The following is a 23,629-nucleotide window of genomic DNA, read 5'->3' as shown; positions in this document are numbered from 1 at the left end:
GGCCAAAGGGTCGAAATGGCAAGGGAATGGCGCGCAAGGGGAAAGGCCCTACCTCGAAAAATGGTATGGACGCCTCCACCTGCGGCGAACCGCTCAAAAGGTCCGCAGCAAAAGGCGCCGGTGTTAAACCTATCGCTCACCCACCTTATCGGGAGTTCGACATGACCGACAAGCAGACCGTCATCGGTGTTGATATCGCCAAGCGCGTTTTCCAGGTACATGAAGTCGACTGGCAAACCGGCGAGATCATCAGCCTGCAGTTACGACGTGAGAAGTTCCTGGAGCACTTCGTCAACCGCACACCCTGCCTGATTGGCATGGAAACGTGTGGTGGCGCGCACCATTGGGCTCGCCAGCTCATGGCGATGGGGCATGCGGTGAAGCTCCTGCCGGCAATGCAGGTGAAAGCATTCGTGTATGGCAATAAGAACGATGCCGCAGATGCGAGGGCCATCTGGACGGCTGTTCAGCAGCCCGGGGTCAAGGCAGTGGCCGTCAAATCGGAGGCGCAGCAGGCCGTTCTTGCGATGCACCGCATGCGTCAGCAACTGGTGAAGTTTCGCACCGCCCAGATCAACGCTCTGCGCGGGTTGCTGACGGAGTACGGGGAAGTCATGCCCCAAGGCTTTGCAGCCGTCGCCAAGGCAGTGCCAGGCGTTCTCGCTCGCTTGGTAGACAAGCTGCCGACCGTTCTGATTGACACCCTGCGCGAACAGTTCAGCAGGATCTGCGACTTGAACAAGCAGGTCACTGAGATCGAACGCCGCCTTCAGGCGTGGCTCAAGCAGAACGAAGCGTGCCGAAGGATCGCCGAGATTCCAGGGGTAGGTCTGCTGACGGCAACCGCTGCCGTGGCAACGATGGGTGATCCCGCTGCATTCAAATCTGGGCGTGAGTTCGCCGCATGGCTGGGGCTGGTGCCACGCCAGGTCGGGACAGGCGGGAAGGTCAAGCTGCTGGGTATCAGCAAACGGGGCGACACCTATCTGCGAACTCTGCTCATTCACGGTGCCCGCTCGGTGCTCTGGAACAGTAAAGAGCTGCCGTCGTGGGCAGCTTCTGCAACGCGGCATCGACACGTCAACGTCGCTGCGGTGGCGATAGCGAACCGAACCGCCCGAACGCTGTGGGCGCTCTTGGCTCATGGGCGCGCTTACGAACCGAATTACGCAAGCCGGCCGGCATAGCCGGTCCGGCTCCCTTTAACCGACTGGGTAGAAATGGATTGCTTACGAGTTCTGCAGGTGCACTGAAATGTGATGGCAAACAGGTCGGACCGTGATCTGCCAAACCTGGTTTTGGCCTCGGGTTACGAACCCACTCGAAAAATGAGGAGCAGATCAGCGGATTCCATCGGGGCCAGCAGGTATCGACCTGCATGACAGGCCGGATACAAAACTGCAGCCGCATTCTGTTCGGCATCACACTGAAAGCACTTGCAAAACAGGAGGCGTCCATACAAAGGCGAAAAGGCCTCCCGGCCGGCCCGCCAACAGGACACCTACATGCTCTCCTTGTTCCAGCGAAAAAGGGTCTCTGTCGCCCCCGCTCCGTCGCCAGCACCCACCACCGATCTCCCGAAAGGGCTGCTGCGGCCAGAAGCCGCCGCAGCGCTGCTGGCAACACCGCGCCGGCAGAAACTGCTGGAACACATCTGGCAGCGCACGTCGCTGTCGCGCAGGCAGTTCGCCACCCTGTACCGCGCACCGCTGGAACGCTACGCCGAGCTGGTCCAGCAGTTTCCCGCTTCCGAAAGCCACCACCACGCTTACCCGGGCGGCATGCTGGACCACGGCCTGGAAATCGTCGCCTACAGCCTGAAGCTGCGGCAGTCCCATCTGCTGCCCATCGGTGCCAGCCCCGAGGACCAGGCGGCGCAGTCCGAGGCCTGGACCGCCGCCGTCGCCTACGCGGCGCTGCTGCACGACATCGGCAAGATTGCCGTCGATCTGCACGTCGAGCTGGCCGACGGCAGTACCTGGCACCCGTGGCACGGCCCGCTGCATCAGCCGTACCGCTTCCGCTACCGCGACGATCGCGAATACCGGCTCCACAGCGCTGCGACAGGCCTGCTCTACCGACAACTGCTCGACTGCGATCTTCTGGACTGGCTCAGCGGCTATCCGTCCTTGTGGGCACCGCTGCTCTACGTTCTGGCTGGGCAGTATGAGCACGCCGGGGTCCTGGGCGAGCTTGTCGTGCAGGCTGATCGCGCTTCTGTGGCGCAGGAGCTGGGTGGTGATCCGGCCCGCGTCATGGCCGCGCCCAAGCACGCACTGCAACGCAAGCTGCTCGACGGGCTGCGTTATCTGCTCAAGGAAGAGTTGAAGCTGAACCAGCCCGAGGCCTCTGATGGCTGGCTCACCCAGGACGCACTATGGCTGGTGAGCAAGACGGTTTCCGACAAGCTGCGCGCGCATCTGCTGTCCCAAGGCATTGACGGCATTCCCGCGAACAACACCGCCGTGTTCAACGTGCTGCAGGATCATGGCATGTTGCAGCCCACGACGGACGGTAAAGCAGTCTGGCGCGCGACCGTGACCAGCGCGACCGGGTGGTCCCACTCGTTCACTCTGTTGCGTCTCGCTCCCGCCCTGATATGGGAACCAGACGAACGGCCCATTCCTTTCGCTGGTATGGTGGCGATTGACGCCGCACCCACCGATACGTCGGTTGCCCAGCCGGCAGCCGTCGCGGAAATGACCCAGGAAGGCCAAGAAGCGCCACCATGGGAAAGCAGCAGCGTCGCAGTACCGTCGCCCGCGACTCAAACAGTACCCGACGTGTTGGAGGACATGCTGGCGATGGTGGGCATGGGCAATTCGTCCGGCACGCAGCAGGATGCGGAGGCCACCTCGCATGCGGCCGACGCAACACCATCCGGAGCTACTATGCCAGCGACGGCTGCAGCTTCACCGCCATCGCCTGTGCCCCCGGCCGCGCCATCGTCCGCTACTGCGCAGCCATCCGGCGAGCATTTCATTGCGTGGCTGAAACAGGGAATCGTTTCGCGGCGCCTCATCATCAACGATGCCAAGGCGCTGGTGCATACCGTGAACGAAACAGCCTACTTGGTCAGCCCTGGCGTGTTCCAGCGATACGCACAAGAGCACCCGTATGTAGGAGCGCTGGCCAAGCAGGAGGGCCAGCAAGATTGGCAGTGGGTGCAAAAGCGCTTCGAGCGCCTGCAGCAACATCGCAAGCAATCCAGCGGTCTCAATATCTGGACCTGCGAAGTAACAGGACCGAGGAAGTCAAAGCGTTTACATGGGTACCTTCTGGCTAATCCGCACGTCATCTTCGTTGAAGTCCCGCCTGACAATCCGTACCTATCTCTCGACGCCGCATCGTGACGAACACGATCACCGCAGAACCAAGCGCAATGATCGCTGCCGTAAGGAAGGCGTGTGAGAATCCAACGCTATAACCATCCTGTGCGAGCGAAGTAATTGTGGCCGCGAGGTTTGGTGGATAAGCCCCGACTGCACGTTCGAGATCTCCCGCTGCGATGCTGTCGACGAATCCAGGCTCTAGCGGCAAACGCTCCGTCGCCATTGCATGTTCGAGCGCGGAGCGTGTGCCGCTTGCTAGCACTGCTCCCAGTCCGGCAAAACCGAGCAAAATGCCGGAGAAGCGCGACGTGGTGCTAATGCCGGATGCCATTCCCGCTCTGTGCCTGGGCACCGTGCCCATGATGGCCTTCTGCGTTTCCCCGTTGAGCAACCCGCCGCCTGTTCCCAGGATTGCCATTCCGACGATCAGTAACCACTCTCCTTGCTGCCGGGCGGCGAACATCATTGTCAGGTTCCCCAGCGCCACGATTGCGAGCCCGAGAGTCAAGATGCGTGAGCTGTCCAAATAAGGCGAAAGTCGTCGGCCCACTTGCGGAAATATCAGCATGGCGAGGGCGACGGGCAGCATGCCGATGCCGGCAGCGAGCGCTCCGTTTCCCCGGCCGTTTTGTAGGAACAGCGGCAGCAGCGACGCCATGACCTGTGCCGATGAGGCATAGGCGAACATCGCCAGTACGGCTCCGACGAAGGGCCAGGCTGTGAAAAGCTCAAGATCGAGCATCGGATGAATGCGCCGCCGTTCGACCCAGACAAAGATAGAGAACAGCAGCAGGCCGCCCGCTAAACGAAGCAGGACCGGCCCGCTCGTCCAACCGTGACTCGGTCCGACGATCAGGGCCCACGTGACACTGAACATTGCTAGTGCGAAGAGAACAATTCCTGGAATGTCCAAGGTCCGGGGTGTTGGGTCGCGCGACTCCTCCACCAGCGTGAGCACCGCTATCCCCAGCAGTACACAGATCGGGATGTTGATGTGAAAAGCCCAGCGCCAACCGAGCAGGCTGCTGATCGCTCCACCAATCAGCGGGGAGACCACCATCGTGAGACCCATGATGCCGCCCCATATCGCCCAGGCACGGCTGCGCGCATTCTCATCGTGGAATGTATGTCCGATGATGGCCAAGGCAGGGGCGAGAAGGAACGCGGCCCCCACTCCCTGCACCGCTCTTGCCAGACCACAAGCTAGCGATGCGATTGCAAAGAGGGCTATTCCGAAAAGAAAGACCCGTCGCCTGCCATAGCGGTCAGCAATGGAGCCAGCTGGAAGAAGTAGCGCTGCGAAGCACAGAACGTAGGTACTGATGACCCATTCAACTTCGGCCGAGCACGCGGAACAGGCAGCGCTACTGCAATGCGCCGCCCGCCGAGAAGAGGCATCTCCTTGACGAGTTCGTCGCACTCACGGGATACCATCGTAAATACGCCATTCGCATTCTGGGATGCGCGCCGGGGGTGTGCGCCTCGCCATCTGTTCGCAACCGTGTATACGACGAAGCCGTGCGCCAAGCACTGATCGTACTGTGGGAAGCAGGAGATCGGATATGCAGTAAACGATTAAAAGAGCTCATCCCGATCTTAATTGAAGCCATGGAACGCCACGGGCATTTGAGCCTGGATCCGCTCGTCAAGGACAAGCTGCTCAGTATCAGCGCAGCAACCATTGACCGGATCTTACGCAAGACACGCGAGCAAATCGACGGGCAACGCCGACGCCGAACCGGTGTTGGTTCTGCCATTCGTCGTAGCGTTCCCGTACGCACGTTTGCTGATTGGCGCGATCCCGCGCCAGGCTATTTCGAGGTGGATATGGTCGAGCATTGCGGTGGGCCCAAGCAGGATGGGAACTTCGTGCACAGTTTGGTGCTTACCGACATAGCCACCGGCTGGACTGAGTGCGTGGCTTTACCCGTGCGTAATCAATCTTTGGTTGTGCAAGGCCTTATCAAGGCGGCCGCCGATTTACCCTTTGCGATGCGGGGTATCGACACCGATAACGACAGCGCGTTCATGAATCAGACGGTCTTCGATTATTGCTGCGGACATGATCTCGAACTTACGCGCTCGCGCGCCTACAAGAAAAACGATCAGGCCTGGGTCGAGCAGAAGAACGGCTCCATCGTCCGGCGCCTTGTAGGGTATGGCCGGCTAAGCGGCGTGCCGGCAACCCAGGCGCTGGCCGAACTGTACGCCGTCTCGCGCCTCTACATCAATTTCTTTCAGCCGTCGTTCAAGCTCAAGTCCAAGCGGCGAGACGGCGCCCGTGTCAGCAAGACCTACTACACGCCCAAGACGCCTTGTGAACGCTTGCTGGCAATGGAAGAGGTTGATGAAGAGGTCAAAGCCACGCTGCGTACGCAATTTGTTCGCTTGGATCCCGTGGCATTGCTTCAGGCTATCCGAGCCGCGCAGTGTGCGTTGGCCGATCTCGCGGCACACGGCGTGGTCGGTGCATGTCCACCGGTACCACCGCTAGCCACCTTCTTGGAAAGCCTGACAATGGCGTGGCAGAATGGCGAAGTTCGACCTACGCACCGCAAGCAAGCCGGCGCTCATCACTGGTGGCGAACCCGTACGGATCCGTTCGAACAGGCATGGCCGCTCATTGAATATTGGCTAGAGAGCGAGCCGGCAGCGACCGCCAGGGAATTGATGGAACGATTGGCGGCAACGATGCCTGACGTCTACGTTGGCACAACGCAACTGCGCACCCTGCAGCGTCGGATAAAGGACTGGCGGGCAATGCGGGCGAATGCCCTGGTGCTGGGGCACCTTCAGCGGACGTCTAACCCTGAGCCAGGCCGCCATGGCGGCCTGGCTCAGGGTTAACGGAGCAACAAACGACAACCAATCGCGGGTAACATTCTCAAATGAGGCAACACGATGGGCCAAGTCCGCGGAATGGTCCAAGTCCATGGCCAAGTCGAACCTGGCCTGGGTGCGCGGGCAGTATGCGCTGGTGGCCGCGCTGAACCTGGACAGCCGCGCGGACGACTGGTACCGGGAAGCCGGGCACATCCGCATGACGGAATACAACGCCGGCTGGAAGGTGCGCGCCGCGCTGCGTCAGCCGAAGATTGACTGGAAGTGGGTCATTGCCTCGATCGACGAAATGCCGGCGTCGCAACGCAACGACCCGTCGTGGGTGTACTGGAAAGCGCGCGGGCTGGCGGCCACCGGCCACAAGGACGACGCCAACGCCCTGTACGCCAGCATTGCCGACCGCTTCGATTTCTACGGCCAGTTGTCGTCCGAAGAGTTGGGCCGGCGCATCAATGTGCCGCCGCGTCCGGCGCCCATCACCGACAGCGAGATCGCCGAAGCGCGCGCCAACCCCGGCTTGCAGCGGGCCGTGCAACTGTTCCGCCTGGGTTGGCGAAGCGAAGCGGTGCCCGAATGGAACTTCACGCTGCGCGGCATGAGCGACCGCCAACTGATGGCCGCCGCCGAACTGGCTCGCGCCGAGAACATCTACGACCGCGTGGTCAACACATCCGACCGCACGGAAAAAGAGTTCGACTTCACCCAGCGCTTCATCGCGCCGTTCGAAGGTCGCGTCACGGCCAAGGCCAACGCCATCGCATTGGACCCGGCTTGGGTCTATGGCCTGATCCGTCAGGAATCGCGTTTCATCATGGACGCGCGTTCGCACGTGGGCGCGTCCGGCCTGATGCAGTTGATGCCGGCCACGGCCAAGTGGGTGGCGGGCAAGATCGGCATGACGGATTTCACGCCGTCCAGCGTGAACGATTTCGACACCAATACCGTCCTGGGCACCAACTACCTGAACATGGTGCTGCGTGACCTGGATGGGTCGCAGATGATGGCTAGCGCCGGCTACAACGCGGGTCCGCGGCGTCCGCAAAATTGGCGCGCGACCTTCTCGCATCCCATTGAAGGCGCCATCTTTGCCGAGACCATCCCGTTCAACGAAACCCGCACCTACGTGAAGAACGTGATGTCCAACGCGGTGTACTACGCGGCGATGTTCAGCGGTCAATCGCAGTCCCTGAAAGAGCGTCTGGGCAGCATCACGCCGCTGGGCGCCGAGAGCACCGCGGCCCGATGATGCCGGGCCCGACACAAGACCCGGCCATCGACGGCTTGCAGGTGTATATCGTGGGTGGCGCGGTGCGTGACGCGCTGCTCGGCCTGCGGCCCGGCGACCATGACTGGGTCGTCGTGGGCGCCACGCCTGAAGACATGGTCCGCCGTGGGTTCATTCCCGTCGGCGGCGATTTTCCCGTGTTCCTGCACCCGCGCACCAAAGAGGAATACGCCCTGGCGCGCACCGAACGCAAGTCCGGCCGGGGCTACAAGGGCTTTACGTTCTACACCGGCGCCGACGTGACGCTGGAAGAAGACCTGCGCCGCCGAGACCTCACCGTCAACGCCATCGCCCAGACGCAAGACGGCGAATTGGTCGATCCGCTGAACGGCGCGGTCGATGTGCGTGCCCGCGTGTTTCGCCACGTGGGGGAAGCGTTTCAGGAAGACCCCGTGCGCATCCTGCGCCTGGCCCGCTTCGCGGCGCGCTTCGATGATTTCATGGTGGCGCCCGAAACCCTGGTGCTGTGCCAGCGCATGGTCCAGGAAGGCGAGGCCGATGCGCTGGTGGCCGAGCGCGTCTGGAAAGAACTGTCGCGCGGCCTCATGGCGAAGAAGCCATCGCGCATGCTGGACGTGCTGCAAGAGTCGGGCGCGCTGGCCCGCGTGATGCCGGAACTGCAAGGCGTGGACGAGGTGGGCGCGGACGTGGATCTTGCGGCCTCCCAGGGCCTGTCCCTGCCGGGCCGCTACGCCTTGCTGTGCCGCTTGACGCCCGAGCGCGATGCGCTGGGCCGCCGGCTGCGCGTGCCCACCGAATGCAACGACTACGCGCGCCTGCTGCCCGAAGTGCTGGCCGGCCTGGACGCCTCGCAGCGCGACGCGGACGCCGTCGAGGCGCAACTGGCGCTGATGGAGCGCGCCGACGCCTTGCGCAAGCCCGAACGCTTTTTCGATCTGCTGGAGGCGGCGTCGGTGCTGCGGCCGGTGGACCGGGCGGCGTGGCGCTTGCGCGTGGCCGCGGTGCGCGGGGTGGACGCGGGGGCGATCGCGAAAGCCTGCGCCGGGGATCCGGCGCGCATCAAAGAGCGCGTGCGCGAAGCTCGGCTGGAACGCCTGCGGGCGGGTGCCTAGGCCTATAGCTTTCCCAGCCGGTCGCCGCGCGCGAAGCCCGTCAGCGGCTCCGTCATGCCGCGCCCCACCGCCAGCACCTTGAACAGTTCTCCCATTTCCGCTTCGGACAGCAGCTTCTGCATGGGCGCGACGGTCTTCGCATAGTCTTGCGCGTCCGATGGATCCAGTTGCGCCAGCAGGTCCATCAGCCCGGCGTTCATCAGGAAGCGGGCCTGCGAGGTATAGCCCAGGACCTGCAGGCCGGCGTCCTGCGCGGCGTCCGCCATCGCCGTGAAATCGACGTGCGCGGTGATGTCCTGCAGGCCCGGCGCGGTGAACGGATCGCCGTGCGCGCGATGGCGCAGATGGCACATGAGCGTGCCGCCCGCGCGCTGCGGATGGTAGTACTCGCCGCGGGGAAAGCCATAGTCCACCAACAGCGCCGCGCCGCGTTCGAGCCAGCGGCCCATTGCGGCGACCCAGGCTTCGGCCTGCGGATTGATTTCGGAAACGTAGCCGGGCAGCGCCGGCATGCGGCCGGCCACGGCGTCGGGCAGCGCCGGCGGCGCCGGCCGGTCTTCCCAGATGAAGTCCCGGGCGGCGTCCAGCGCCACGCCGCGTTCCAGCACCGTGCCGTCTTCGCTCCAGCGGAAGATCGACACCGGCATCGCGTCCAGGACCTCGTTGGCCAGCACGCAGCCTGAGAAGGCATCGGGCAGCGCGTCCAGCCATTGCACGCGGCTGCCGAACGCCGCCAGCCTTTCGGCCTGGCGCGCGCGCAGGTCGGCGGACACTTCCAGGATCAGGTAGCGGGTCTGCTCCAGCCCCAGCGCATCCAGTTCGCCCAGCACGCCCTCGGCCAGGGCGCCGGTGCCGGCGCCGAACTCCAGCACGGTGTCCGTCCGCGTCTGGCGCAGCACCTGGGCGGCCTGGCGGGCCAGCGTGCGGGCGAACAGCGGCGTCAACTGGGGGGCCGTGACGAAGTCGCCCTCGGGGTTCTTGCCGCCGCCGTCGGCCCGCGCCAGCTTGATGTTGCCCGCCGCGTAGTAGCCCAGGCCGGGCGCATACAGGGCCAGGGCCATCCAGCGGTCGAACGGCAGCCAGCCGCCGTTGGCCGCGATGGCATCGCGCAGGTGGGCGGCCATGGCGGCGCTGTGTTCCTGGGCGGCGGGGTCCAGAGGCGGGAGATTGGCGGGAGAGGGGCGTTGCATGGAGCGGCTATTTGAAGAATCGGGGAATTTTAGCCGGGCCACGAAAGGCCGGGCCGCGACAGGCCGGGCCGCGGATGCGCGCCGGGTTCCGGCGACGCGCGGGCCCAGTACAGCACCCGCGGGCGTCGGTCTTTATACTCACTATATGAGATTAATACATATATATTGATAATTTGAAAAAACCTACCTACACTCGCTCCCACGTCGAAGCACAGAACGATGTCAGGAAAGAGGAAGGAGCCACGTGTCAAACGCTCAACGCAAACTCAAGGCCGCCATCATTGGCAGCGGCAACATCGGCACGGATCTGATGATCAAGATCCTGCGCCATGGGCAACACATCGAAATGGGGGCGATGGTCGGCATCGACCCGCAATCGGACGGCCTGGCCCGCGCGGCGCGCCTGGGCGTGGCCACCACGCACGAGGGCGTCGAAGGCCTGGCGCGGCTGCCGGTCTTCCAAGAGATTGACTTTGTGTTCGATGCCACCAGCGCCGGCGCGCATGTGAAGAACGATGCCTTCCTGCGCGCCCTCAAGCCCGGAATCCGCATGGTGGATCTCACGCCCGCCGCCATCGGCCCGTATTGCATTCCCGTGGTCAATGGCGAGGCGCACCTGGACGCGCTGAACGTGAACATGGTGACGTGCGGCGGCCAGGCGACGATTCCGATGGTGGCGGCCGTGTCGCGCGTCGCCAAAGTGCACTATGGCGAAATCGTGGCGTCGATCTCCAGCAAGAGCGCGGGCCCCGGCACGCGCGCCAATATCGACGAGTTCACCGAGACCACGTCCCGGGCGATCGAAGCGGTGGGCGGCGCCACCAAGGGCAAGGCCATCATTGTGCTGAACCCGGCCGAGCCGCCGCTGATCATGCGCGACACCGTCTATACGCTGAGCGAGCTGGCCGACGAAGACGCGATCGCCCGTTCGATCGAGGAGATGGCGGCCGCCGTGCAGGCCTACGTGCCCGGCTACCGCATGAAGCAGCGGGTGCAGTTCGACCGTATCGACACGCCGGTGCGCCTGCCTGGCGTGGGCGATGCGCTCACGGGGCTGAAGACCTCGATCTTCCTGGAAGTTGAAGGCGCGGCCCACTATCTGCCGGCCTACGCCGGCAATCTGGACATCATGACCAGCGCGGGTCTGCGCACCGCGGAACACATGGCCAAGCGCATGCTGGCAACCACCGTGGCTGTTTGAGAGCGGCAACACACCATGAATCAAGCCAAGAAAATCTACATCTCCGACGTGACGCTGCGTGATGGCAGCCACGCCATCCGTCATCAATACAGCGTTGAAAACGCCAAGCGGATCGCCCAGGCGCTCGATGACGCCAAAGTGGACTCCATCGAGGTCGCGCATGGCGACGGCCTGCAGGGATCGAGTTTCAACTACGGTTTCGGCGCGCACACCGATCTGGAATGGATCGAGGCCGTGGCCAGCGTGGTCAAGCACGCCAGGATCGCGACGCTGCTGCTGCCCGGCATCGGCACCGTGCACGACCTGAAGAACGCCTATGACGCCGGCGTGCGCGTGGTGCGCGTGGCCACGCACTGCACCGAGGCCGATGTATCGCGGCAGCACATCGAATATGCCCGCCATCTCGGCATGGAGGCGGTGGGCTTTCTGATGATGAGCCACATGACCGAACCGCAGGCCCTCGCGCGGCAGGCCAAGCTCATGGAGAGCTACGGCGCGACCTGCTGCTACGTGGTGGACTCCGGCGGCGCGCTGGGCATGCAGGATGTGCGGGACCGCTTCCGCGCGTTCAAGGATGTGCTCAAGCCCGAAACGCAGACCGGCATGCATGCCCACCACAACCTGAGCCTGGGGGTGGCCAACTCCATCGTCGCGGTGGAAGAGGGCTGCGACCGCGTGGACGCGAGTCTGGCCGGCATGGGCGCCGGCGCGGGCAATGCGCCGCTGGAGGCCTTCATCGCCGCCATCGACCGCATGGGCTGGAACCACGGCACCGATCTCTACAAGCTCATGGACGCGGCCGACGACATCGTGCGCCCGTTGCAGGACCGTCCGGTGCGGGTGGACCGCGAGACGCTGGCGCTGGGCTATGCGGGCGTGTACAGCTCGTTCTTGCGCCATGCCGAGGCGGCGGCGGCGAAGTATCAGTTGAAGACGGTGGACATCCTGGTCGAGCTGGGCAAGCGCCGCATGGTGGGCGGCCAGGAAGACATGATCGTCGACGTGGCGCTGGACATCCTCAAGCAGCGCGCCTGAGCCGCGGGGAGCCAAGCCCGCTGCCGGCCGCTCCCGCGTGGGCAGCCGGCAGGCTTGAGGCGGGCTGGGTCCGAGCCGGCGGTTTGCCGGCGCAAGTACAAAAAAAAGCACGGCATCCATTTCATGCGGGGAATTCCCCGCGGATGTCCGATCGAACACTCACGAGACAAACAAGACCATGAGCGCAACACAACTGGCCCCGACCGCGGGCAACAGGCCGGCGGGCAACAACGCCGCTTCGGAAACCGCCGCCATCAGCCCGGCCGACCGCCGGCGCGCGCTGTTTGGCAGCGCGGTGGGCAGCACCATCGAGTGGTATGACTATTTCCTCTACGGAACCATGTCGTCCATCGTCTTCGGCAGGCTGTTCTTTCCCTCGGACGACCCCGTGACCAGCCAGTTGCTGGCGCTCGCCTCGTTCGCGCTGGCGTTCCTGATACGTCCCATAGGCGGCATCCTCTTCGCGCACGTGGGCGACCGCGTCGGCCGCAAGAAGACGCTGGTGATAACGCTGTCCATCATGGGGATTTCCACGGTGCTGATCGGCCTTACGCCGACCTATGCGAGCATCGGCGTATGGTCGCCCATCCTGCTGACCCTGCTGCGCATGTTGCAGGGGCTGGCGCTGGGCGGCGAATGGGGCGGCGGCGTATTGCTGGCGGTGGAATACTCGCCCGCCGAAAAGCGGGGCTTCTACGGCGCGGTGCCGCAAACCGGCGCGCTGTTCGGCCTGGCGCTGGGCAACTTCGTCACCTCGGGCCTGAGCGCGCTGTTTTCGGAAGAAGCCTTCCTGTCCTACGGCTGGCGCATTCCGTTCGTGCTGTCCATCGTGCTGGTGCTGATCGGCATGTGGATCCGCAACAAGGTGGAAGAGACGCCGTCCTTCCGCAAGGTGGCCGCAGAGGCGCGGGCGAATCCCAAGAGCGCCGAACACAAGCGGATGCCGCTGGTGGAAACGCTGACCCGGCATTGGCGCGCCGTGTTGATCGCCATTGGCGCCAAGTTCGTGGAGACCAGCACCTTCTTTCTCTTCGCCACGTTCACCATTTCGTACTTGGTGGGCCTGGGCTATGAGCGCGTCGCGGCGCTGAACGTGGTGCTGGTCGCCGCGCTGATCGCCGTGCCGGTCATGCTGTACTTTGGCGCATTGTCCGACCGGATCGGCCGCAAGAAAGTCTTTGTGTGGGGCACGGTCGCGATCGTGGTCTATGCACTGCCTTACTTCTGGCTGCTCAACCAGGGCTCGGCGCTGATTTCCACGGCGGCGGTGGTGGTGGGCTTTTCCATCATCTGGTCCACCTACGGTTCGGTGCTGGGCACCTTCTTCGCCGAGAGCTTCCCGCCGAATGTGCGCTACACCGGCATTTCGCTCGGCTACCAGGTGGGGGCCGCGCTGGTCGGCGGCCCGATGCCGCTCATCGCCACGGCCTTGCTGGCCCGGTATCATGGCAGCTATGTCCCGGTTGCGATCTTCATTGCCCTGTGCGCTTTGGTATCGCTGGTCGCGATCAGCTTCACCAAAGATCGTACCGGGCAACCGCTGGATACCTGATGACCGAAAAGCCCGACACCAAGACCGCCAAGATTGCCAAACCGCTCGCCAGCCAGACCCTCTTTCGCGGACTCGACGTGGTGAGCGCGGTGGCCGAAGGCTGCCGCAGCGTGAAGGACATCTCGGACAGAACCGGCATTGCCTTCAGCACCACGCACCGGCTGGCTTCGGCGCTGGTGCAGATCCGCTACCTGCATTTCGAGCCGCGCAAGGGATATCGCCTGGGCAGCCGGCTGGTCGAGCTGGGTTTCCTGGCCTATCGCGAATCGGCCATCACCACGACGGCCCGCCCCTTGCTGGAGGAACTGGCCGCGCAGACGCAAGACACCGTGCATCTGGCCGTGCTGGATGAAGACGAAGGCATCATCTATCTCGACAAGATCGGCGGCAAACGCCCCATCGAAGTCAACACGCGCATAGGCGGGCGCAAGCCCGTGTGCTGCACCAGCGTGGGCAAGGCGTTGATTCTCGATCAGGGGCGCGCCGCCTGGACGAAGCGCTACGAACAAGAGGCGGCAAAAGGGCTTGCCGGACCGCTGTCGCTGGAGCAGTGGCTGGAAGCCATGGCGACCTATGCCGCGAAGGGATACACCTTTGACCTGGGCGAAAACGTCGACGGGATCCGTTGCGTCGGCACGCCTGTGCGCGATGCCAGCGGAGAGATCGTCGCGTCCATCAGCGTGACGAGCACGGACGCCTATACCGACGAAGCCCGCATGCACGAGATCATTCCGCTCGTGCAGAACGTCGCCCGCAAGATCAGCCTGCTGCTGGGCGCCAGAAGCACGTAGCCCGAGCTCGGCGCCAGGCGGATTGCCGGCGGAGAATGCAAAACACCCCAGGGATCGGATTGTCGTCCGATGCCTGGGGTGCGGTCAGATCGCCGGCGCGGTTCTTGTCGAACCGCTGGGGCCGCGATCAGTCGCGGCGCGCGCCGGCCGGCTTGGCGAAGCGCTTGGCGGGGCCGCCGGGGCGCTTGTCGAACGAAGGCTTGCCGCGGAAACCGCCTTCGGGACGGTCGCCGCCACGGAAGCCGCCTTCGCGCTGAGGACGGTCGCCGAAGCTGGGGCGGTCGCTGAAGCTGGGGCGGGCGTCACGGTCGCCGCCGCGGAAACCGCCTTCGCGGGGGCCGCGTTCGCTGAACGGACGGGCGTCGCGCTGGGGACGGTCGCCATAGCTGGGGACGGTCGCCATAGCTGGGGCGGTCGCCGAAGCTGGGACGCGAATCGCGGTCGCCGCCGCGGAAGCCGCCTTCGCGTTGAGGACGGTCGCCGAAGGGGCGGTTGCCCTGGTAGCCGCCTTCACGCTGCGGGCGGTCGCCGAAGCTGGGGCGATCGCTGAAAGAGCGGGCCGGACGATCACCGAACGGACGATTGCCTTGGTAGCCGCCTTCACGGGGGGCGCTTTCGCGGTTGCCCTGGTAACCGCCTTCACGCGGCTTGAACTCGCCGCGCAGGCCGCCGAAGGAACGGCCTTCGCGCTGGCCCTGGTAGCCGCCGCCGGGACGCTTGCCGAACGGCTTGCCGCCACGCGGGGCGCCGCCGGTCGACGGACGCGGGGTGCGCTTGGGTTCCAGGCCGGCGATCACTTCAGGATTGATCGACTGGCCGATGTAGTGCTCGATGCGGCGCACTTTGTGGCGCTCGGAATGCGTGGCCAGCGTGAAGGCCAGGCCGTTGCGGCCGGCGCAGCCGGTGCGGCCGATGCGGTGCACGTAGTCTTCGGCCTGCATCGGCAGGTCGAAGTTGACGGCGTGGCTGATGCCTTGGACGTCGATGCCGCGGGCGGCCACGTCGGTGGCCACCAGGATGCGCAGCTGGCCGAGTTGCAGTTGCGACAGCGTGCGGGTGCGCTGGCGCTGGTTCATGTCGCCGTGCAGGGCGGCGGCGGCAAAGCCCTGGTCGGCCAGGCGATCGGCCAGGTCGTCCGCGCCGCGCTTGGTCGACGTGAAGACGATGGCCTGATCCAGCGAGGCGTCACGCAGCACGTGGTCCAGCAGCTGCATCTTGTGGCTGGCGTCGTCCGCGTACAGCAGGCTTTGCGTGATGTTGGTGTGCTTTTCCTTGGCGCCGGCGATCTCGATGCGCTGCGGCTCGCGCATCATGCGCGCGGCCAGCTTGGCAACGGTGCCGTCCAGGGTGGCCGAGAACAGCAGCGTTTGGCGCTCTTGCGGCAGGCGCTCGATGATGGTCTCGATGTCTTCGATGAAGCCCATGTCCAGCATGCGGTCGGCTTCGTCCAGCACCAGGGTGTGCACGGTGTTGAGCTTGACGCGGCCCGATTGCAGGTGATCGATCAGGCGGCCGGGGGTGGCGACCAGCACGTCGACGCGGCGCGACAGCGCCTTCAGTTGCGCGCCGTAGGGCATGCCGCCCACGACGGTTGCGGTGCGCAGGTCGGCCAGCTTGCGGCCATACGTGGCGGTGGCTTCCGTGACTTGCAGGGCGAGTTCGCGGGTCGGGGTCAGCACCAGCACTTGCACGCCGACGCCCTTGTTGGCGGGCATCTGGGCGATGCGGTGCAGCGCCGGCAGCGGAACAGGCGCGGCGGCACACCTCGGCACTGGCCGCCGCCCGCGCAGAAATCGAACAATTGCGCACCCCAGGGCAGCGTACCGAAACGTCGCTCCAGCAGGAGCAACAGGCGCACGTCCGCGCGCGCGAGATGTTGCAGAAGGAGGAAATTGTTCGCCGCACAGCCGAGCAGCAGGTGGCTGATCTGCGGGATCGCCTGACGGACAAGAAAGCTCATTGCCAGTCGCTCGAAGACAAACACCGGCATGCATACGAGGCGCTCGAACACTACCGGCAATCTGTCAAGGAACAGCGCGAGCAGGACCAGCGCCGGCATGAGCAGCAGATCCAGCAGTTACAGACCGAACTGCGCCAGGCCCAGCAAACCATCGTCGTTAAACAGGAAGAACAGGAAGACATCACGCGACTGAACCAGGAAGGCGCGCGTCTGGTTGCCGAAGTTTGATGAGAGACGAATTCAGCATCCAATAGACAGTAAATGAGGCTTGTTATTCTCGCTCAATCACGCGCAGCAATGCGGTACGACGCTCGGACAGCGGACCAAATAATTGCGTTACATCATCGACAGACATGCCTGCTTGAAGCGAGTCGAGGATATCTGCCCAGTCCTGCATGATGATTTTTCGCGAGCCTATGAACTTTGTGTGGTCATAGGGGGCTCGAGAAGAATCCTTGGCTCGCTTTGAGTGTGCCAATTGGAGATCAACGCGTTTTTCAGGATAACCCAGCAAGCTCAATATCGTCGTCGCAGTTGAGCGGAAACCATGTGACGAGAAACGACCGGCGTAACCCATTCTTTTTAATGCTTGGTTGAGGGTTGTAGCCGACATTACTTGACCGGGCTTTCGATAACTTGGGAATAGCGCCTTGCCACCGCCAGTCAGGGCATGCAGTTCTCGCAGAGCGACCATCGCTTGTTTCGACAGCGGGACAATGTGCGGGCGCCGCATCTTCATGCGTTCAGCCGGAATAGTCCACACCGCTGCGTCAAGATCAAACTCTTCCCAAGTCGATTTGCGCAATTCGACAGTTCGAACGTAAGTCAGTGCCATTAGCTTTAATGCCAAGACCGTTGTTCGGTAACCCCCCTCACCATCAACCCGATTTAGAAAATCGGGGATCTCGGCCCATGTTAGTGGGGGATTGTGGCGGACTTGCGGACGCTTAACTAATCCTTTGAGTAAGGAGGCGGGGTCGAACTCACAGATTCCTTGTGCGGCAGCGTAGGAAAAAATCTGACCGCACCACTGCCGGATCAAAATTGCTACAGTCTTTGCACCCCTGTTCGCCACCTCCTTAATTATCGGACGGAGATGTGGCGCTCGAATGGTGCTGATAGGCAGCTTCCCGAGCTTGGGGAAAACGTCTTTTTCCAGATAGGTTGTGACTTGCCCGCGGTAGTAGTCACTCCAGTGAGCGTTGCTGATGATCCACTCTTTGGCGATTGACTCGAAGGTATGTTCGTACGCCTCGACCTGCAAAGCGACCTTGGCCTTCTTTTCGACGATGGGGTCGATGCCTTGCCTGACCAGGGACTTGGCCCAGTCACGCTCGGCTCGCGCGAGCTCTAACGACACCTTGGGATATACGCCGATCGAGAAGACTTGAGAGGCCCCTCCAAGACGATAGCGATACCACCACAGCTTGCTGCCGTTGGTTTGAACGCGAAGAAAGAGGCTTCCACCGTCACGAAGCTGGTAGACCTTCGGACCTGCCTGTGCCGTCTCGACCTTGCGAGCAGATAAGAGATTGAGTGCCATGTGTATAACGCCTCCACTTTACCCCGTTACACACATCATTACACACTTTGGCAGTGGATTTGTCCAGCTTTTAGTGGCGGCCAGCAGACAATCAATCCAATAAAATCAATAACTTATCTCGGATCAATGGATGTAGGTAGCTGTTGATGGACGCCAATGTTAGTTGTCAAAAAACGGCAACTTGACTGCCTCGACAGGCAAGTTGCGTCTGCTGCAGACCAGTTCTATTCTTTGGCTGCCTGACCTCTCCGCCGCTACACATCTCTGCTCGCTCTTACTCCCTTATTGCGACAGAACCTGATTTCGTTTGTCTCCTTCGCCCCAATGTGGTCCGCGTGCCGCAGCCGGATCATGTGCTTCGTGTGGTCGCGGTGCGCTTCATCCCGCACCCTGGTTTGCGCAACCATGAAGGGCTGAAAGCCGTGGGCGCGCAGCCCGTTCAGGATCTCGATGGTAGGGATATAGGTGTAGCGCTCGGAGCGGCTTTCGTGCGCTTCCTGCGCAAAGATCGACGGGGCCACGTGCATGATTTCCGCGTCGGTCAGCGGTGCGCGCTTGTCATACTGGCGGGCATTGCGGGCGAAGCGGTTGGCAATCTGATAAGGCATACTCTTTCTCCGGTTGTGTCCAATGGGACGGTTTTTTCATGCGGACCGGGCCTGAAGATTTCAGCCCGATGGTGGGTTTTCGAGATCGGCTTGCATGGCGGTGGTAGTGCGCTGTAAGCCGCCAGTCCTGTGAGTTCCGAGCCCGTGCCGTCCGCGACCACGAATCGAGCGCTGGAAAGGGGGAAGGTTTGTAAAGGCCGTGGCCAGGCGCAGCCTGGCGGCGGGCTTTATGAAAGCCCCCTTGCAGGCGGGAGAGCAGTGGTAAGGTCGGCGGTTTTAGGGCGCGGGGGTCACAGGACCAGGCATTGCACCTGGTGCAGCTGCATGCTGATCGCGGCCGGCGCGGCGAGCGCCACCAGCCCGCGCGCCGGCGCGGGCTCTAACTTCGGGGTTGGCCAGGCTCCCTGGCTGGCGCCGTCCAGGTGCCAGCCACTCGACCGCAGCAGGCCCGGCCGCCCGGGCTTGGCCATGCCTGCGCTGGCACGCCGCAACGCTTACGGCAAATTGCCGTAACGGTGGATTTGTACGGCAATTTGCCGTATAATGGGGTTCTCTTGGAGGACAAGCACCATGGCACAAACTTCCCGACTAGAGGCCCGTATCCCGACCGGCCTGATGGAAATGGTCAAGCGCGCAGCTGAAATGGAAGGCCGTTCGCTAACCGATCTTGTAATCACATCCCTGCAATCCACTGTCGTTAAGACCATGGAGCGCGCAGAGGTCATTCGCCTTGCTCAAGTCGATCAAGCAAGGTTTGCTGCTGCACTTATCGACCCGGCTCCGCCGACGCCGGCATTGAAGCGTGCAGCGCTGCGTCATCGCCAGCTAGTTCAAAGTAAATGACCCAGCCGGCGTACGTCATCGAGCGCCTAGCCGGGCATGACCGCACGCAGTTCAGCTGCGGCGTTCCCGCCCTGGATGGCTACTTCAGCAACACCGTAAGCCAGGACGTACGCCGCCGGGTGGCCACCTGCTACGTGGCTGTAGCCCCGGGCGGCGCAATTGCGGGCTTTTACACGCTTGCGGCATCGAGTATCGTACTGGCGGACCTGCCGGAGCAACAGAAGAAAAAGCTACCGCGCTACCCCAGCGTTCCGGTGGTTTTGATGGGGCGCCTGGCCGTGGATTCCCATTTCACTGGAACGGGGCTGGGTGGCACCCTGTTAATGGATGCTCTAATGCGCTGCGCCGACGCCGAAGTAGGAGCCTATGCGATGCTGGTGGACGCGAAGGATGAAAGCGCAGTACGGTTCTACAGGCACCACGGATTCATTTCATTCGAGCGTGAACCGCTGCGACTCTTTTTGCCCATCGCCTCGGCGCTGCAGGCGATCAACGCGCAGTAGTCCCGGACAACGAGCAACGGGCCGCATTTGCGGCCCGTTTTGTTTCTTCCAGTCTGGTTGAACGCTCACCCGCCACGGGCAATTACTGGCTCGCCCGCGTCTTGCTTACCCGCAAGCAAGATTTGCCCGCCGGTAACTGCCAGCACGCACGTACCAGGGTGCTGTTCCATATATTCATTGGCCTCATGCGTGCCTTGCTCGCTGTCCGTGAAGGAAGCCAGCACGCGATAACGCCGGCCCAATCGGGTGAAAAACCATCCCTCACGGGCCACGCTTGTCGCTGGAATTTCCGCGAACCGCTGGCCGCAGCCGGAAAGCTCGACATAGGCGGGCCCGTCGTCGAACAGTACGCCAAGGTGGCCGCTCAAGATGCTGTACACCGTGCCGGCAGCCCCCGCTTGCACACGCAGGCGCCCATCGGCACCCCGAACGTCAGTGGTCACCGTGACGCGCTCATAATAGCGAATAGTCATATCGTCCCGCAGTCCACTCAGTAGCCAAGCCAATTCAATATCGTTTCACCGCGATACAGCGGCTGCTCCCCACACTCGCTGAAAAACTCGCCCGCGTCTGCACCATGACGCTCGATTTCCATCACAACTTGGCCGCGCGTAAGAATTGCATCGTGCGCCTCTTCCAGAGACCCTAGCCCGTGCGCCGGGACCGATCCCATCTCGCATAACTCCGCAAGCATCGCTATGCAGTCCGGTTGGTGGCCGTGCCATGTCACGGTTTCTATGCCGAGCTCAATGCTCACGATTGGGGCAGTGTCCTGCTCGTCAGGCCGCCAATGCCGCTCCACGACACAAATGCCGAGACGAGACAGCATAGCCTTTGTCGCTGCCGATTGCGCGCATCCTGGACGGATGCTGATAAGTATTCTCACGCGGTTCTCCTTATGTCCGTTGTGGCACCTGCCCCACCTGCGCAAAGCAGATGGGGCGTTTTGTTGAAATGCACAGTCCTAACGATGGCTAGAGCACGGATGCCCAGCATCATCGCGGCAACTTGGGCAATGGGCAATCTCTTCAAATTCAGCAGCTAAACACTGTCCTTCCTGCCAAGCCGAAATCAGGTCCGGCACATCAGAAAAAAGTACAGGCACGGCAACCACATCTCGGGCATAGTCGTCCAGGCCAAGCTGATGGGCATCAAAGTAGGCATCTAGCATGGCGTCTTGTTTCTTTTCCTCATTGAACAGGCCGGTGGCGATACCCCAGGCAATGCGGATCGTGATGCCGCGCAGGACTTCACAGTTGCTGTTGTTGGCCTGAATCGACTGGTTCCGTGACACTTTGAACTCCTTATAGTTGGTGTTTCTGTGCTGACCTGGACTGAAGATTCCGAGCCCCTGCGTAGGTTTTCGGATCGGGTTTCGCAGTTCGGCGGCTGCGCGTTGTATGCCGCCCGTCCTGTTAGTTCGTCGCCCTTGCCGATCTGGATCACGCAGTGACGACCAGAAAGGGCGGGCGCGGAAGCCGCATGCGGAGCGCAGCCCGCGAGGGCGAGCACCGAACGGGTGAGCACCCGGCGCAGCGGACCCTTGGCGGAAGGAACGTAGTGATACAGTCGGCGGTTTAGGGCGACGGGCTGACAGGACAGGCACTGCACCCGCCGTGTTGCGATCCCGGTCCGGCCGCGCGGCGAGCGCCGCCGGGCCGCGCTTGCGCGGTCCCTGACCGCGGCCATCGGCCGCCAGCAAGCCAGCACGTGCTGGCGCGCAGCGTCGGCTCTGCCGGCGCGAAGGCGAGAGGGATGGAAGCCCGCCCCAGGCGGGTCGAGACGGGCCCGGGCTTGGCCTGGCTCGATTTACGACAGCCCGGTCCCGGCCCTGGGCCGGGATTCGCACAAAAAGGGGGGTTCAGAGATTGATTGCCGACGCCGCGGACATTACTGGACGCGATCCTGCTCTTGGTTCAAACTTCCCTCGCGCCGATGCGCGCTACCACCCACATCGACTCGGAACCCCACCAGAGGCGGCACGCCAACACGACTCCTCGGCCCACCAACATATCAATGCACGAGCCCCCTTCGCCTACTCCAGTCCGCCGGCGCGGACGCCCCATCGGCGGCAGTCGCCCACGGCCAGCCCAGCTGCCTGAGAACCTACATGAGCGTTTCGCTCAGGCAGTCATCGCAGCAATCGGCTCGCCTTCGAACGATTCCCCTGGCGTGGAGACGGCTAGCCTGGTGCTGCAGCTCTGGGCCCGTCGCGGCCAATGCGAGGTCGAGCGTGCGCAGCAGACCAGCCTTTTGGAAGCGGTGAAGGCCTACTTGCAACGAGAAACCCGTGAGATTGGGACTCCTGATCGAGTCGCCATCCGCGCGGCGATGTTGGCAAAGAACTTGCCAGCGTTAATCGAAGCCCTGTCACAAGCCAGACCGAACGAGAACCAACCGCCGGATGCGCCTGCATCGACCGAGCCTGCGGGAAGTTGAAGCCCTTCCACCCAAGCCAGGGTACTCGGAGAGGCACGCGAGCCACTTTCCCTACACTTTCGAATCGTCCGGGTCCGGATGGAAAACCACTACCCTCACGGCCGGCTACGTCTATTTCCAGCAGTAGGCTCAAGGCAGGCGAGCGCGCGACTGGACGGCCAGCGGCGCAGCTGCTGGCAAATCCGGCCGGCATCTGCCGGCCGCGCGCGCCCGCGTGCGCTATAGCTGCCCGTTTTCGGCCAGCGAATAGGAACCGCTGCCGGCGACGATGAAGTGGTCGACCAGGCGCACGTCGACCAGGGCCAGCGCATCCCGCAGGCTACGGGTGATAGCCAGGTCAGCGCGACTGGGATCCAGCGTTCCGCTCGGATGTAAGGTTGCATTCGCGAGTGTCAACATGGTTGCGTGATCTGTCGAGTCGTTGAACACTGGGAAGTGCCCGAGCAGCCCGAGCCTCTTTCTGAGGCGAGTAGCCCGGCGCGCCGCATTTCTTTGCGGCTTTTCCTTGGGGAGGCTGGCGATGGTAGCGCGCAGATCCTTCGATGAAACAACGTTGACACGGCTTCGTAAGATGCCGGCTGACGTTGCCTTGAACATGCTGTCCACGGTGCTCAAGCTTGACCGGACGTTCATTCCCGTCAAGGACGCGCATACGCGACGCTGGAACGTGAGCACACCGCGCGGCGGTGATTGTTCGCGGCCAGGATGCGGAGCGAACGGGTATCGGTCAGCGCGGGCAACCGCGCCGTAGCCTTGATGACCGAGGACTACCTGGGCATGTCGCCGACAGCGTCGGCAGGCATTTCGGTGATAGGTGTGGCGGCAGCTTCGGAAGCGGACAGCATGTCCATCGCCGACAGCAAGGCATCGCCTTCGATCGGCCCCTGCAGCAGGATGGCCTGGCCCGTCTGGCGATCGAGCAGGCGCAGCGACGGCGTGGCCGTTACACCGCTTTTCGTGGCTCCCGTGGCTTGGGCGCGGATGACAGCATCGGCCCGTCCGCTCGCCATGCACTGTTCGACAGCCGGCGTCGATTCCGGGTAGCGCAGGCCATCGGGCAATCCCTGGCCGTCGCTGCGCGTGTGAGCATAGACCCACTCGACGGCCTGCCAGAAGGCAGCATGCCCGCCGGCTTCGGCGACGCACTCGACAAGACGCGCCTCAGCCGACGCGGCCGGCTCGTGCGTGGCCAGAGGCTGGTGGTGCCATTGCAGGGCTACGTCGGCGTTGCTGCCAAACCAGCGCTTGAGCAGCGGAAAGTACTCCCGGCAGAACGGACATTCCAGGTCGGCATAGAGCGTCAGCGTGAAACGGCCCTCCACGTCTCCCATCAGCCATGGCGGACCGGCCACCGACGCCATGCTGACTGGCGTGGAGGACTGCGCTGGGGACTCGCCAGACGACCGGAATACAAGCCAGATCAGGAGCAGTGC

At 63.2% G+C, this 23,629-nt stretch carries 20 protein-coding genes and 3 pseudogenes; 13 read left to right on the top strand and 10 right to left on the bottom strand.

The window, feature by feature from the left end; genetic code table 11:
* Positions 1 to 161 precede the first annotated feature (161 nt).
* Together CAL28_RS07630 and mobH are read left to right on the top strand one after the other, a co-directional pair.
* Complete coding sequence (locus tag CAL28_RS07630) at positions 162 to 1,187, top strand: IS110 family transposase (RefSeq protein ID WP_094840673.1); 1,026 nt, start codon at positions 162 to 164, stop codon at positions 1,185 to 1,187.
* Positions 1,188 to 1,505: 318 nt separating this feature from the next.
* Positions 1,506 to 3,353, top strand: coding sequence for a MobH family relaxase (gene mobH / locus CAL28_RS07625; RefSeq protein ID WP_094840849.1), 1,848 nt, complete (start codon positions 1,506 to 1,508; stop codon positions 3,351 to 3,353).
* Here mobH and CAL28_RS07620 read toward each other — a convergent pair.
* Positions 3,295 to 4,752 carry an MFS transporter gene (locus CAL28_RS07620; protein WP_217906546.1) on the bottom strand — a complete coding sequence of 486 codons (1,458 nt, stop codon included), beginning with the start codon at positions 4,750 to 4,752 and terminating at the stop codon, positions 3,295 to 3,297. The two genes, mobH and CAL28_RS07620, sit on opposite strands and share 59 nt — an antisense overlap.
* Here CAL28_RS07620 and CAL28_RS07615 point away from each other — a divergent pair.
* From CAL28_RS07615 to CAL28_RS07605, 3 genes and pseudogenes are all read left to right on the top strand, one after another.
* Positions 4,662 to 6,179 carry a DDE-type integrase/transposase/recombinase gene (locus tag CAL28_RS07615; RefSeq protein ID WP_094840848.1) on the top strand — a complete coding sequence of 506 codons (1,518 nt, stop codon included), beginning with the start codon at positions 4,662 to 4,664 and terminating at the stop codon, positions 6,177 to 6,179. The genes CAL28_RS07620 and CAL28_RS07615 overlap by 91 nt on opposite strands.
* A 94-nt stretch (positions 6,180 to 6,273) precedes the next feature.
* Positions 6,274 to 7,419 (top strand): annotated as a pseudogene (locus CAL28_RS07610) (transglycosylase SLT domain-containing protein); the annotation flags it as partial.
* A complete protein-coding gene (locus CAL28_RS07605) occupies positions 7,419 to 8,531 on the top strand; it encodes a CCA tRNA nucleotidyltransferase (protein ID WP_094840851.1) in 1,113 nt (370 codons plus the stop codon). The pseudogene CAL28_RS07610 and the gene CAL28_RS07605, both read left to right, overlap by 1 nt.
* A 2-nt stretch (positions 8,532 to 8,533) precedes the next feature.
* Here the strand turns inward: CAL28_RS07605 and CAL28_RS07600 are convergent, their stop codons facing one another.
* A complete protein-coding gene (locus CAL28_RS07600; protein ID WP_094840847.1) occupies positions 8,534 to 9,721 on the bottom strand; it encodes a class I SAM-dependent methyltransferase in 1,188 nt (395 codons plus the stop codon).
* Between the two features lie 244 nt (positions 9,722 to 9,965).
* On the opposite strand from CAL28_RS07600, the gene CAL28_RS07595 reads away from it, so the two are divergent.
* The 4 genes from CAL28_RS07595 to CAL28_RS07580 all read left to right on the top strand — a co-directional run bounded on the left by CAL28_RS07595 (position 9,966) and on the right by CAL28_RS07580 (position 14,300).
* The gene (locus CAL28_RS07595) at positions 9,966 to 10,922 is read left to right on the top strand and encodes an acetaldehyde dehydrogenase (acetylating) (RefSeq protein ID WP_094840846.1); all 957 of its coding nucleotides are present in this window, start codon (positions 9,966 to 9,968) and stop codon (positions 10,920 to 10,922) included.
* Positions 10,923 to 10,937: 15 nt separating this feature from the next.
* On the top strand, positions 10,938 to 11,957 hold the full coding sequence (gene dmpG / locus CAL28_RS07590) for a 4-hydroxy-2-oxovalerate aldolase (protein ID WP_094840845.1): 1,020 nt from the start codon (positions 10,938 to 10,940) through the stop codon (positions 11,955 to 11,957).
* A gap of 178 nt (positions 11,958 to 12,135) precedes the next feature.
* Complete coding sequence (locus tag CAL28_RS07585) at positions 12,136 to 13,509, top strand: MFS transporter (protein ID WP_094840844.1); 1,374 nt, start codon at positions 12,136 to 12,138, stop codon at positions 13,507 to 13,509.
* The gene (locus CAL28_RS07580) at positions 13,509 to 14,300 is read left to right on the top strand and encodes an IclR family transcriptional regulator (protein ID WP_094840843.1); all 792 of its coding nucleotides are present in this window, start codon (positions 13,509 to 13,511) and stop codon (positions 14,298 to 14,300) included. Before CAL28_RS07585 ends, CAL28_RS07580 begins: the two co-directional genes overlap by 1 nt.
* A gap of 127 nt (positions 14,301 to 14,427) precedes the next feature.
* Here the strand turns inward: CAL28_RS07580 and CAL28_RS07575 are convergent.
* A pseudogene (locus CAL28_RS07575) lies at positions 14,428 to 16,042 on the bottom strand (DEAD/DEAH box helicase); the annotation flags it as partial.
* Positions 16,043 to 16,101: 59 nt separating this feature from the next.
* Between CAL28_RS07575 and CAL28_RS07570 the strand changes: the two are divergent.
* Positions 16,102 to 16,488, top strand: a complete 387-nt coding sequence (locus tag CAL28_RS07570) for a hypothetical protein (RefSeq protein ID WP_141218152.1) — start codon at positions 16,102 to 16,104, stop codon at positions 16,486 to 16,488.
* Positions 16,489 to 16,531: 43 nt separating this feature from the next.
* Here CAL28_RS07570 and CAL28_RS07565 read toward each other — a convergent pair whose 3' ends face one another.
* Complete coding sequence (locus tag CAL28_RS07565) at positions 16,532 to 17,803, bottom strand: tyrosine-type recombinase/integrase (RefSeq protein ID WP_094840841.1); 1,272 nt, start codon at positions 17,801 to 17,803, stop codon at positions 16,532 to 16,534.
* A gap of 299 nt (positions 17,804 to 18,102) precedes the next feature.
* Positions 18,103 to 18,411, bottom strand: a pseudogene (locus CAL28_RS07560) (DUF932 domain-containing protein); the annotation flags it as partial.
* A 570-nt stretch (positions 18,412 to 18,981) separates the two neighbouring features.
* Between CAL28_RS07560 and CAL28_RS07550 the strand changes: the two are divergent.
* Positions 18,982 to 19,254 carry a type II toxin-antitoxin system TacA family antitoxin gene (locus CAL28_RS07550; RefSeq protein ID WP_094840838.1) on the top strand — a complete coding sequence of 91 codons (273 nt, stop codon included), beginning with the start codon at positions 18,982 to 18,984 and terminating at the stop codon, positions 19,252 to 19,254.
* Positions 19,251 to 19,757, top strand: coding sequence for a GNAT family N-acetyltransferase (locus CAL28_RS07545; protein WP_094840837.1), 507 nt, complete (start codon positions 19,251 to 19,253; stop codon positions 19,755 to 19,757). The genes CAL28_RS07550 and CAL28_RS07545 overlap by 4 nt, the downstream gene beginning before the upstream one ends.
* 65 nt (positions 19,758 to 19,822) lie before the next feature.
* Here CAL28_RS07545 and CAL28_RS07540 read toward each other — a convergent pair whose 3' ends face one another.
* From CAL28_RS07540 to CAL28_RS29445, 3 genes are all read right to left on the bottom strand, one after another.
* Positions 19,823 to 20,230: a hypothetical protein gene (locus tag CAL28_RS07540; protein ID WP_094840836.1), complete on the bottom strand. Its 408-nt coding sequence runs from the start codon at positions 20,228 to 20,230 to the stop codon at positions 19,823 to 19,825.
* A gap of 17 nt (positions 20,231 to 20,247) precedes the next feature.
* Positions 20,248 to 20,643: a hypothetical protein gene (locus CAL28_RS07535; RefSeq protein ID WP_141218151.1), complete on the bottom strand. Its 396-nt coding sequence runs from the start codon at positions 20,641 to 20,643 to the stop codon at positions 20,248 to 20,250.
* Between the two features lie 78 nt (positions 20,644 to 20,721).
* Positions 20,722 to 21,051 carry a hypothetical protein gene (locus CAL28_RS29445; RefSeq protein ID WP_141218150.1) on the bottom strand — a complete coding sequence of 110 codons (330 nt, stop codon included), beginning with the start codon at positions 21,049 to 21,051 and terminating at the stop codon, positions 20,722 to 20,724.
* Between the two features lie 896 nt (positions 21,052 to 21,947).
* Here CAL28_RS29445 and CAL28_RS29440 point away from each other — a divergent pair.
* Positions 21,948 to 22,196, top strand: coding sequence for a hypothetical protein (locus tag CAL28_RS29440; protein ID WP_141218149.1), 249 nt, complete (start codon positions 21,948 to 21,950; stop codon positions 22,194 to 22,196).
* A gap of 219 nt (positions 22,197 to 22,415) precedes the next feature.
* Here CAL28_RS29440 and CAL28_RS30295 read toward each other — a convergent pair whose 3' ends face one another.
* Together CAL28_RS30295 and CAL28_RS07525 are read right to left on the bottom strand one after the other, a co-directional pair.
* Positions 22,416 to 22,793, bottom strand: a complete 378-nt coding sequence (locus tag CAL28_RS30295; RefSeq protein WP_440588369.1) for a JAB domain-containing protein — start codon at positions 22,791 to 22,793, stop codon at positions 22,416 to 22,418.
* A gap of 170 nt (positions 22,794 to 22,963) precedes the next feature.
* On the bottom strand, positions 22,964 to 23,629 hold a 666-nt coding region (locus CAL28_RS07525), incomplete at its 5' end, for a DsbA family protein (RefSeq protein WP_254926045.1).

Origin of the sequence: Bordetella genomosp. 11, assembly GCF_002261215.1 — a bacterium.
Lineage (GTDB): Bacteria > Pseudomonadota > Gammaproteobacteria > Burkholderiales > Burkholderiaceae_B > Bordetella_C.
This window is presented reverse-complemented; position numbering and strand designations above follow the sequence as displayed.

Coding starts and splice junctions, on each gene's coding strand:
- CAL28_RS07600 (WP_094840847.1), bottom strand. CDS start 9,721: ATGCAACGCCCCTCTCCCGCCAATCTCCCGCCTCTGGACCCCGCCGCC.
- CAL28_RS07585 (WP_094840844.1), top strand. CDS start 12,136: ATGAGCGCAACACAACTGGCCCCGACCGCGGGCAACAGGCCGGCGGGC.
- CAL28_RS07565 (WP_094840841.1), bottom strand. CDS start 17,803: ATGGCACTCAATCTCTTATCTGCTCGCAAGGTCGAGACGGCACAGGCA.
- CAL28_RS07550 (WP_094840838.1), top strand. CDS start 18,982: ATGGCACAAACTTCCCGACTAGAGGCCCGTATCCCGACCGGCCTGATG.
- CAL28_RS07540 (WP_094840836.1), bottom strand. CDS start 20,230: ATGACTATTCGCTATTATGAGCGCGTCACGGTGACCACTGACGTTCGG.
- CAL28_RS07545 (WP_094840837.1), top strand. CDS start 19,251: ATGACCCAGCCGGCGTACGTCATCGAGCGCCTAGCCGGGCATGACCGC.
- CAL28_RS07605 (WP_094840851.1), top strand. CDS start 7,419: ATGCCGGGCCCGACACAAGACCCGGCCATCGACGGCTTGCAGGTGTAT.
- CAL28_RS07630 (WP_094840673.1), top strand. CDS start 162: ATGACCGACAAGCAGACCGTCATCGGTGTTGATATCGCCAAGCGCGTT.
- dmpG (WP_094840845.1), top strand. CDS start 10,938: ATGAATCAAGCCAAGAAAATCTACATCTCCGACGTGACGCTGCGTGAT.
- mobH (WP_094840849.1), top strand. CDS start 1,506: ATGCTCTCCTTGTTCCAGCGAAAAAGGGTCTCTGTCGCCCCCGCTCCG.
- CAL28_RS30295 (WP_440588369.1), bottom strand. CDS start 22,793: ATGTTCAAGGCAACGTCAGCCGGCATCTTACGAAGCCGTGTCAACGTT.
- CAL28_RS07580 (WP_094840843.1), top strand. CDS start 13,509: ATGACCGAAAAGCCCGACACCAAGACCGCCAAGATTGCCAAACCGCTC.